9 protein-coding genes are annotated in these 10,607 nt (G+C 65.8%); 4 read left to right on the forward strand and 5 right to left on the reverse strand.

The features are described 5' to 3' along the window. Positions 1-179: 179 nt before the first annotated feature. Positions 180-1,268, reverse strand: a complete 1,089-nt coding sequence (locus AB7O82_RS09800; RefSeq protein WP_428619271.1) for a serine hydrolase domain-containing protein — start codon at positions 1,266-1,268, stop codon at positions 180-182. Between the two features lie 189 nt (positions 1,269-1,457). Between AB7O82_RS09800 and AB7O82_RS09805 the strand changes: the two genes are divergently transcribed. The 3 genes from AB7O82_RS09805 (at position 1,458) to metG (ending at position 6,932) form a co-directional block, all read left to right on the forward strand. Beyond that, positions 1,458-2,117 (forward strand): pyridoxamine 5'-phosphate oxidase family protein, encoded by a 660-nt coding sequence (locus AB7O82_RS09805; RefSeq protein ID WP_428555532.1) that lies wholly within the window; start codon positions 1,458-1,460, stop codon positions 2,115-2,117. A gap of 123 nt (positions 2,118-2,240) precedes the next feature. Further along, positions 2,241-4,784, forward strand: coding sequence for a N,N-dimethylformamidase beta subunit family domain-containing protein (locus tag AB7O82_RS09810; RefSeq protein WP_428619273.1), 2,544 nt, complete (start codon positions 2,241-2,243; stop codon positions 4,782-4,784). Positions 4,785-5,213: 429 nt separating this feature from the next. Next, the gene (metG, locus tag AB7O82_RS09815; protein WP_428555845.1) at positions 5,214-6,932 is read left to right on the forward strand and encodes a methionine--tRNA ligase; all 1,719 of its coding nucleotides are present in this window, start codon (positions 5,214-5,216) and stop codon (positions 6,930-6,932) included. Between the two features lie 170 nt (positions 6,933-7,102). Here the strand turns inward: metG and AB7O82_RS09820 are convergent, their stop codons facing one another. Beyond that, positions 7,103-7,696, reverse strand: coding sequence for a hypothetical protein (locus AB7O82_RS09820; protein ID WP_428555848.1), 594 nt, complete (start codon positions 7,694-7,696; stop codon positions 7,103-7,105). Positions 7,697-8,063: 367 nt separating this feature from the next. Between AB7O82_RS09820 and AB7O82_RS09825 the strand changes: the two genes are divergently transcribed. Beyond that, a complete protein-coding gene (locus tag AB7O82_RS09825; RefSeq protein WP_428555849.1) occupies positions 8,064-8,408 on the forward strand; it encodes a hypothetical protein in 345 nt (114 codons plus the stop codon). Between the two features lie 157 nt (positions 8,409-8,565). Here AB7O82_RS09825 and AB7O82_RS09830 read toward each other — a convergent pair whose 3' ends face one another. From AB7O82_RS09830 to AB7O82_RS09840, 3 genes are all read right to left on the reverse strand, one after another. Beyond that, positions 8,566-9,213, reverse strand: coding sequence for a 2-hydroxychromene-2-carboxylate isomerase (locus tag AB7O82_RS09830; RefSeq protein ID WP_428619276.1), 648 nt, complete (start codon positions 9,211-9,213; stop codon positions 8,566-8,568). Next, complete coding sequence (locus tag AB7O82_RS09835) at positions 9,214-10,050, reverse strand: TauD/TfdA dioxygenase family protein (RefSeq protein ID WP_428556381.1); 837 nt, start codon at positions 10,048-10,050, stop codon at positions 9,214-9,216. It lies immediately after the preceding gene. Between the two features lie 6 nt (positions 10,051-10,056). Further along, positions 10,057-10,607, reverse strand: a 551-nt coding sequence (locus tag AB7O82_RS09840; protein WP_428619278.1) for an enoyl-CoA hydratase/isomerase family protein, incomplete at its 5' end; no start/stop codon positions are given.

The following is a 10,607-nucleotide window of genomic DNA, read 5'->3' on the forward strand; positions in this document are numbered from 1 at the left end:
ACTTCGCTCATCGGGATCGCCTCTTTGCTGGGAGCGCGCCACTCCGATGGCGCTCATGGGATGTGTAATCACCTGGAAGAGCGCCATCGGAGTGGCGCGCTCCCAGCACATGACGCGTTCTTTTGGCAAAGTTCGCGCGTATGAGTGGCGCGCTCCCAGCAGACTGATGTGCCCCCCGTTTACGACCTGCGGTTGGCCAGGGCGCGCAGGATGCGCTGGCCGATCTCGGCGACGTTCTGGTCGCCGCGATTGGTAAGAACGATCACGCCGAGCTTCCGCGACGGAACGAGCCCCATGTAGGTCGACGAGTTGTTGAGCCCGCCGTTCTTCTCGATGATGGACGGTGAGCCGGTGTCGTTGACCTCCCACGCGAGCGCCTGGGCGTGATGCCTCGCGATGGCGATCGCCGGCTTCCGCGCCGCACGCATCGCCTTGGCCAGCGCGGGCGGCGGTGAAGGCTCGCCCCTGCTGGCGGAGAGACCCATGTTGGCCGATAGGAAGGCGGCGAGATCGCGGGCGGACGAGAACATCTGCCCGGTGCCCGGAAAATCGTAGTAGGTCTGCTGGTCGCCGGGCACGCCGATGGCCTGGCCATCGGCCGCATAACCCTGCACCGCGCGCTCCTTGAGCGCCGCCGGCAGCTCGCCACGGCCGTCGCTGCCGCGCATCGGGATCAGGCTCGACTTCATGCCGAGCGGGTCCAGGATGCGTCGCGCCACCAGCTCCCCGATCGGCGCACCGAGGCCGCGTTCGAGGGCAAGCTGCAGCAGAACGTAACCGGCATGCGTGTACATGTGCTGCCTGCCAGGCTCGTGCCCCTTGTCGGCCTGCCACTCGTTCAGTGCGCCGAAGAAGCTTGCCAGCGAGTAATGCTCGGTCGGCCAGGGCGGTTGGTCCGGCGGCAGCAGCAGCCCCGATGTATGGATCGCCAGTTGGCCAACCGTGACGCGGCGGATGTCGCGGCCGCGCCCGAGCTCGGGAATGTATTTGGCAACAGGATCGTCGAACGCCATGCGTCGCGCTTCGACCGCCTCGGCCAGCACGATCGCCTCGAACACCTTGCGCAGCGAGGCGAGATTGAACAGCGAATCGGGCGTGACCGGCCGGTCCCGGGCGAGATCGGCGAAGCCGTCGCAGAAGAAGAGGGTCCGGCCGTCGACCAGGATCGCCACCGCGACTCCGCCGGCGCGGTTGGCCGGCACCAGATCATGGATCTCTTTGCGGACAAGTCGCCGCCATGCCTCTTCCGCCGCGGCGGACGAGGTCATCGCCAAAACCATGAGTGCTGCCAGAACAAGTGCTGCCGCAAGAGACCTCATGCATGCCTCCGGTTTCATCTAGCTGGACATTGTGGCGCTCGTTTGAACCGCGACATTCATGGTTGCCGAATCCGGGCGACCGATCGCGCCCGAGCCCCAGGCCCGAGTGCTTGGCTTCCGCGCCAAATGAGAGCTACCATGGTTCCTGGAATGAGCATCACCAACAGCTCGAGAGAGGGAACTGTGCCGGACCTCGTCACTTCTGAGGCTCAACTCGAGGCGATCTATGGCCTGCCGGCAGGCCCGGCCGTGATCAAGGAGATCGACCACATCTCCGAGCATTATCGCCGCTTCATCGAGATCTCGCCTTTCGTCATCCTCGCCACTGCGGGTCCGGAAGGGCTGGATTGCACCCCGCGCGGCGATCCCGCCGGCTTCGTCCGCGTGGTCGACAGCCGGACCGTCATGCTGCCGGATCGACGCGGCAACAACCGCATCGACTCGCTGCGCAACATTGTCCGCGATCCGCGCATCGCGCTGCTGTTCCTGATTCCTGGCGTGGGCAGAACGCTGCGCATCAATGGCCGCGCCGTGATCAGCATCGACCGCGACCTCTGCGAATCGTTCACCATGGAAGGCAAGGTGCCCCGCAGCGTCATCGTCGTCACCGCGGAGAGCGTCTACACGCAGTGCCCCAAGGCGCTCGTTCGTTCCCGACTGTGGGATCCCAGTCTCCATGTCGACGAAAGCAGCAGCCTGCCCAGCAGCGGCACGATCATGAAGTCGCTGCAGAAGGGCTTCGACGGCGAATCCTATGACCGGGATTACCCGCAGCGGCTCAAGGAAACGATCTACTGAGCGGGCGCGCCAGGCACGCATTCCCGCGTCTGGACGCGCATCGGCTTTCGGGCGATTGGCTTCGTCGATGCAGAACCGCCGAAGCGATGGCATATTGCCCAATCGCGCTGGCGATCGAACGCTTTGCCGGCAAACGTCAGGAGACCGGCGTTCATGCACAAGGTAGACGCGTCCCGCCTCGATCTCGCGCGGCAGTTTCGGGCCAGGCCCTTCGGCCCACATTCGAGCGAATTGCAGAAGCTTTTGAAGATTCTCCGGTGGGACCCGGTCGAGGATCGCATCATCGCAGTTCAGCAGCAACGCGGCGGGATCTGGCAACTGGCCCGAAGCACCGGTCCCAAGGGACATCCAATCGAAATCTTCGAGGGGCCAGGATACGCCACGCCGGCCGAGGCGCAGTGGGCAATTTTCCGCCGGCGCTGGGAACGTCATACCGGCCAGGTTCTTTGCCTGGAGGACGACGAGCCTCTTCCGACTGAAGGCCGTCTGCGCACGAATGCGAGCCGCCGTTCCATCGTGGCCTATGCCGATCGCTTCAGCGTCGAAGCCGGCGGCAGGATCGCTTTCAAGGTCAGCGCGCAGACATCCTATCACGCCGCTATCGAGTGGCTGCGCTGCGGTGACGAGACCGGGGTCGGCGTGAAAGCGACGCCGATCGACACGCCGGTCAACGGTGACTACGCCGGCCGGCACCAGACCATCACTTGCGGTTCATATGTCGAGATCGACCGCGGCGATGCCTTTGCCCTGCGGAGTTTCACTCTACTCGCCTGTATTTGGCCAACGACCCCGACGCTGCGCCGCCGCCAAGTAGTGCTTGGGGGACGCGACTATGCGCTGGAGATCGACGAGAGCGGCATGCTTTCGCTGAATGTCGGCGGCCCGGCACTCGGCTCCGGACGACCGCTGTTGGAACGCCATTGGTATCTCGTTGCCGCCAGCTTCGACGCCGATACCGGAGAGGCCTGGGTCGGACAACGGCCGCTGCTGCGCTACCCGGCCCCAGGCGATACGACCGCCGCGGCGGCCGCTCTCATCGAAGCACAGCCTGGCGCTCTCGGCGGTTTCCGTATCGCTGCCGGCTTTGACGGAAGCGGCGCCGTCACGGGGCTCTACAACGGAAAGGTCGACTGCCCCGCGGTAGCCGGTCGGGCCCTGTCGCTGGCCGAGCGTGACGCGCTGATCCATCAGGCGAAGCGTCCAGACATGGGCGAGCACCTGGTCGCTGCCTGGGATTTCAGCCGCGAGATACCGACGACGCGCATCACGGATGTTTCATCTCGCGCCCTCCATGGCCACACGGTGAACCTGCCGACCCGCGCCATGAAAGGCCACAACTGGGACGGCAGCGAATACAACTGGAAGCACAAGCCGGAACACTACGGCGCCATTCATTTTCACGACGACGACCTCTATGACTGCGCGTGGGAAACGGATTTCACGTTCGAGGTGCCGCCGGACCTGCCGAGCGGGCTGTACGGCGCTCACCTGACTTGCGGTGCCGACGAGGACTACGTTCCCTTCGTCGTGCGCCCACCAAAAGGCACTTCACGAGCGTCACTGGCGCTGCTGCTGCCAACGGCCAGCTACTGGGCCTATGGCAATACCCACCTTGGTCTCGAGTGGCGCGAAGGCGAGAACGTTCGTGGCGTCTTCACGACCGTCGATGCGACCTCGCTCTACCTGCACGAGCATCCCGAGTATGGCTGCTCGTTGTACGACCACCACAGCGACGGAAGCGGTGTCTGCTATGTCTCGCGGCTGCGTCCCGTGCTGAACATGCGCCCGAGGGAGCGGCTCTGGCAGTTGCCGGCAGACACGCACATCATCGACTGGTTGGAAGAGAAGGACATAGCGTTCGACGTCATTACCGAGGACGACCTCGAGGCCGAGGGCGAGGCCCTGTTGCGATGCTACCGCTGCGTCATGACCGGCACCCATCCCGAATATCCTTCGAAACGCATGCTCGATGCCTTCGCCGCCTTCCAGAGCGGCGGCGGGCGCTTCATCTATCTCGGTGGCAACGGGTTCTATTGGCGCACCTCCTACCACCCCGACCTGCCGGGGGTGATCGAGATGCGGCGGGCGGAAGATGGCATTCGCAGCTGGGCCGCGGAGGGCGGCGAGTACTATCACAGCTTTACCGGCGAGCTGGGCGGCATGTGGCGGCGGATGGGTCGCGCCCCGCAGTCGGTGGCGGGCACCGGCATGACCGCACAGGGCTTCGACCTCTCCACCTACTTCGAGCGAATGCCTGCGAGCTTCGATCCCCGCGTCGCCTTCGCGTTCGAAGGTATCGGTGCTTCGGAGCGCATCGGCGATTTCGGCCTCGTCGGCGGCGGCGCAGCCGGCTGGGAAATCGACCGGGCCGACGCTCGGCTCGGCACGCCGCCGCATGCCCTGGTCGTCGCCGTGGCCACGGATTTCACGGCTTCCTATCACTGGATGAAGGAGGAGCTGACGCACACCCACTCGGCGATCAACGGCGAGACCTGCCCCCTTGTGCGCTGTGACATGGTCTTCTACGAGACGCCACAGGGCGGTGCCGTGTTCTCCACAAGCTCGATCGCCTGGGCGGGTGCGCTGGCGCACCACGGCTACGACAACAACGTCTCGCGCATCACCGAGAACGTGGTGCGCCGTTTCATCGATCCGAAACCGCTTTGACTACCTCAGGGCAAGCGCCCTGGCAGCACGCTCGCATATGACAAGAATTCCGTGATCCCGACCGGAGCCGAGCGTAGCGAGGCGCAGTGGAAAGGGACCTTTCTTATGGAAGGACCAACAAGAAAGGTCCCTCGACTGCACCGCCAATGGCACTGTAAACAGCGCCTAATCGGGCGGGACCGCTCGAGATGACGGAATATTTGTCATATGCGAATGCCCTGCCCCGGTTCCGGAGACAGTATGCTGCGGAGGTGTCCCCATTGACGCGCAGGCTGCAGCATACGATATAACCCTCATGTCCATCGCCATCCGCACCGTCTCTTCGCGAATGCGTTCGGCCCTTCCTCGGAACGGGACGGAAGGATGACGCGCGGGCGCTGACGCCCGGTCGATCGAGCTCTCCGGCCCTTCCCTGCGAAGGGCTTTTTCATGTCCGGCTGCGACACGAAGGAGAGTTCCATGGCCAAGTTCCTGATCACCAGCGCCCTGCCCTACGTCAACGGCGTAAAACATCTCGGCAATCTCGCGGGCTCGCTCCTGCCGGCCGACATTCACGCCCGCTACCGAAGGCAGACGGGGCACGAGGTGCTGTTCCTGTGCGGCACCGACGAGCACGGCACGCCGGCCGAGCTGGCGGCGCAGGCCGCCGGCCTGCCGGTTGCGGACTATTGCGCGCGCCAGCACGCCATCCAGGCCGACATCTATCGCCGCTTCGACCTGTCGTTCGACCACTTCTCGCGCACCTCGCAGGCGGCCAATCGCAAGCTCACGCAGGAGATCTTCCGCCGCCTCGATGACGCCGGGCACATCGAGCCGCGCACCATCCGGCAGGCCTACTCGGCCACCGATGGCCGCTTCCTGCCGGATCGCTACGTCGTCGGCGCCTGCCCGCATTGCGGCGACGCCAATGCCCGCGGCGACCAATGCGAGGCCTGCACGCGGCTGCTCGATCCGGAGACCCTGGTCGCACCGCGCTCGGCGATCTCGGGCGCCACCGACATCGAGTTTCGCGAAAGCCGGCATCTGTTCCTGAAGCTGTCCGCCTTTGCGCCGACGCTGCGGGCCTGGCTGGACGGGCGAACCGACTGGCCGCTGCTGGTCCGCTCGATTGCCGGCAAGTGGCTCGACGAGGGCCTGCGCGATCGCTGTATTACCCGCGACCTGTCGTGGGGTGTGCCGGTGCCGAAGGCGGGTTTCGCCGACAAGGTCTTTTATGTCTGGTTCGATGCCCCAATCGGCTACATCGCGGCGGCGGTCGAATGGGCGGAAGCCGCCCCGGGACGCGACTGGCGCGCCTGGTGGCAGGGCGGCGACGACGTCCGCTACCTGCAGTTCCTCGCCAAGGACAACGTCCCCTTCCACACCGTGAGCTTCCCGGCGACGCTGCTGGGATCGGGGCTGCCGCTGAAGCTTCCCGACGTCATCAAGGGCTTCAACTGGCTGACCTTCGAGGGCGGCAAGTTCTCGACGAGCCAGCAGCGCGGCATCTTCACCGATACCGCCCTCGACCTGCTGCCCGCCGACACCTGGCGCTGGTGGCTGGCGGCGAATGCGCCGGAAGGGTCCGACAGCGACTTCACGATCGACCGCTTCGTCGGGAGCGTGAACAAGGACCTCGCCGACACCTTCGGCAACCTGGTCAACCGCTGCCTTGCCTTCGCCGCCTCGGCGTTCGACGGCACCGTCCCCGCGGGCGGACGAGACGGGGCCGCCGAACAGGCGCTCGTCAAGCGGCTGGATTCGGACCTGACTGCACTCCGCCGCCATCACGACGGGCTGGAGCTGCGCAAGGCTGCTTCCTCCGTCCGCTCGCTCTGGAAAATCGCCAACGCCTACGTCGCCGAGGCCGCGCCATGGTCCGTCATCAGGCACGATCGCGATCGCGCTGCCGTCATCACGCGGACAGCGCTCAATCTCGTGCGGCTGTCGGCGACCGTCGCCTGGCCGTTCATTCCCCGGGCCGCCAGCCTCGTGCTGCGCTGTCTCGGCGAGGACGCCGATCCGCCGACCTGGATCAGCGACGGGACAACGGCAATCTCCGCCCTGCCCTCGGGCCGCGCGCTCTTCGTGCCGCCGCCGCTGTTCCCCAAGATCACCGCATCGAGCCTCGCCGCGCCGCGCTCGCCCGTCCCTGTTTCCGCGCCATGACGTCCCTGCAGCCGCAAATGTCGGTCCGCATGTGAAAGTGGCTGACGCCCTACGACACAATCCAGGTCGCGGGTTGCCGTTAGTGTCGTGGCGTCCTTGTACTTCAACATAAAGGTGCCCTGCGGCTCCTTCGGCTACTCGCCCACCAACACCCTTGTGCACGACATTGTTCATGGATTCTTCAATCGCCCTGCTCGCCACTCTCGCAAGACCATCGTTGCATTGAATTCCAGTTCGCTTTGAGGGCCAGACGCCAGATTTTCCGGAATTGAAGCAGCAAGTTCTGTTCGTGTTGGTAACAGACGGGTGTTCGGGGCCGCCGTCCGGTGTGTCGTAGCGGTTGGCGACGAAAGTGGCGCCGGGTCGCATAGGTGCGGCCCAGTGAAGGAGGCAGTGACGCGAGACGGAGCGACCCAGGTCGCGATGTTTCCGGCAGCGTCGAAGTAAAGTGTTGTGGCGTCCTTGTATTTGAGAGTGTAGGCGCCGTCGCTCAGGCTCAGGCGGCTCGTGGAACCGGGCTGCGGATTGTAGCTGCCGTCGGCCAGCAGGACGAATTGCTCGGCCTGTGAACCTGATGTCACATTCACCTTGTTTGTGATCAGTCGGTCCATCAGCCACTTCTGCACCAGCGAAGCGACGAGCACCTTGTCGAGCGGCTTGGCAGCATCGCTGAGCAGGTCCTGGGCAACATGCAGGGCCGCGATGGCTGCCGCGCCGTCGATCGGCGAATCTTGGCCCAGTCCTTTCAGCCCAATTGATTGCACACGGGTTTGGCTGCAGGAGCGAGCCAGTTCGGCGGGGCCGCCTGCCCGTTCAGGCAATGTCGTGATAGAGGGGCGATCAGCAGGTGCGATTGCACAGACGATGGTGGCTGCAGGAGAGAGCCAACCCGGCCGCCCCCTCTGCCCGCTCGTGCGGTCTCATGGTAGCGGGTGGCCAAGTCCGCGCGAGTCGAAGGAAATCATCGTGATCGCCATGACCGACGCAAGCCGACCCACCGCTGACGCAGCGCCTTTCCGGTGCGTTAGTGCCAAGTCCTTGATCCCAAGGGCTGCTGACGCACGGACACAACTGACGCAAGATTCGACACCGACTCTCTGCGGCCGCTCCAGGAAAGCGGGAGGCAACACCGTGGCGGAGCGGGCGTCGGATGACCCCGAACGCAAAATGGCCGCCCCGAACGCAAAAGGCATTGCCGAGCGGTCACTTGCGTTCGGCCAACTCCTTGATTCGAAAGACTCCGAACGCACCGAACGCAGGAATGCGGGGTCGTTCTGTTCCGGCGGCCGGCGCGTGACGCTCGCCGCCGGCCATGGTGGGTTCGGACATCCGACCGAGGTGCCGGGTTCCCTGATCGGCTGCTCCATATTCCCTGATCCGGTGACTCAAATTCCCTGCTCCGGTGCGAGCAATTCCCTGATCCAATTCCCTGTTATGGCATCGGCGCACCCTCAGGCGAGCGGTCCAGATGCCTGATATGTCTCGTCTTTCAGGTCTTCCGCTCCCGCCACAGGCGACGGGCTTTTCCCAAACAACAAGGAAATTGGCCAGCGCCGCCTCGTGTCTCACCCATGGGGTTCGCTTCGCCCTTCACCGCCGCGAGACCGATCCGGGCACGCAGCCGGACAGGCGGTCAGGCCTGCCGCGCACCGGACGGCATGGGAGTCCCGGCGAGCGCGGCCTCGAGCAGCACGAGCCGATCGTTGCCCCAGAACAGGCGATCGTCGACCACGAACGTCGGCACGCCGAACACGCCGCGGGCGCGCGCTTCCTCGAGCAGCGCCTCGTGAGCGATGTGGGTCTGCGGCGCCTCGAGGGCATCGGTGAAGGCCCGCGCGTCGATGCCCAGGAGGGCCGGCAGCTCGGCGATGGCAGCATCGTCGATCTCCCTGCGTTCGACGAAGATCATCATCATCAGCTGCCGACAGCAGGCGACCAGGGCGCCCTGGGCGTCGGCCGCCAAGCTGGCGAGCGCCGGCACTGTCGGGTCGACGCGGAACGGCTTGGGCTCCTCGAAGGGCACGCCGTAGTGAGCCGCCCAGCATTTCGCATCGTACTCGCGCCACGCCCCGTCGTACTGGCCGGACACCGGCTCCTGCCGGAACGGGTTGCTGCCGCGCCGGTCCAACAGCGCACCGCTGGCGATCGGCTTCCAGACGAAGCGGCAGCCGCGGTCGCGCTCGATGCGCGCGATCTGGGTGGCCGCGAGGTAGGAGTATCGGCTGCCGATGCCGAGGTAGAAATCGATCGTCGGGGCGGCGTCCATGTCGGCCGCCGACATCTAGCGCGGCTTGTCGCCGGCGATCGTGATGCGGTGCATCACCCGGCGATGGCCGTGATAGTCGTTGATCGGGTTGTGCATGGCGCAGCGGTTGTCCCAGAAGGCGAGCGAGCCGACCTCCCAGCGGAAGCGGCAGGTGAACTCCGGCCGTGTCTGGTGCTCCCACAGGAACTCGAGCAGCGGCAGGCTCTCCTTCTCGGTCCAGCCCTTGATGTGCGCGGTATGCGCATCGGACGTGTAGAGCGCCTTGCGCCCGGTCTCGGGATGGGTGCGCACGATCGGATGCTCGGCGCTCATCACCTTGTGCTCGACGCCGGCCGCCTTCAGGCGGTCCTCGCGGGTCCTGGTCACGTCGGCCTTGACCGACGAGCTCACCCCGATCAGCCCGTCCAGCGTCTGCTTGAGGCCGTCCGACAGCGCCTCGTAGGCGAGATACTGGTTGGCGAACATGGTGTCGCCGCCGTAGGGCGGCACCTCGCGCGCCAGCAGCATGCTGCCCATCGGCGGGATCGGCAGGTAGGTCGTGTCGGAATGCCAGATGCCGCCGAAATTGTTGCGCTCGTGCTCGAGCTTGACCACCGGCGTGATCATCGGCGCCTCGGGCAGGCCCTTGAGCTGCGGGTACTCGACGGGCTCGCCGAAGCGGCGGGCGAAGCCCAGCTGCTGCTGCGGCGTCACCTTCTGGTCGCGCAGGAAGATCACCAGGTGGTCGAGGAAGGCCAGGCGGATCTCGCCCACGACCTCGTCGTCGAGCTCGCGGGCGATGTCGACGCCATGGATCTCCGCGCCCAGCGCGCCGGCGATCGGCCGCACCTCGATATGGCGATAGTTCCTCATGTCCCTCTATCCTTTCACCCAGGGCGGCGACGTCTTGGCCATGAAGGCCTTGATGCCGAGCGAGGCATGCGGCCGGCGCAGCAGCCCGACCAGCCGTTCGGCTGCGTCGTCGAGCACGGTGCGATCGTCGTGGGTGGCGCAGGCCAGCACCAGGTCCTTGACGGTCGCCAGCGCCCGCGGCTCGAGCCGCAGGATGTCCTCGATCACGGCGTCGAGCGTGCTGTCGATCTCGGCGGCCGTCGTGCAGAGATGGCGGCCGACGCCCAGCCGATGGGCCTCGGCCGCGTCGATCACCCGGCCGGTAACGGCGAGATCTCGCAACACGCCCTCGCCCAACCGGCGCACCAGAAAGGGAATGATCTGCGACGGAATGAACCCCACCTTCGGCTCGGGTACGCCGAAGCGCGCGCTGGCATGCAGGATCACGACATCCGAGCAGCAGGCCATGCCGAAGCCGCCGCCCACCGCCGAGCCTTCGACGATCGCGACCGTGGCCTGCGGCAGGGTGTTGAGCGCGAGCAGCGCGTCGCCGAACTGGCGGTAGGCCGGGACCAGCG

Origin of the sequence: Reyranella sp. (genome assembly GCF_050185545.1) — a bacterium.
Classification (GTDB): domain Bacteria; phylum Pseudomonadota; class Alphaproteobacteria; order Reyranellales; family Reyranellaceae; genus Reyranella.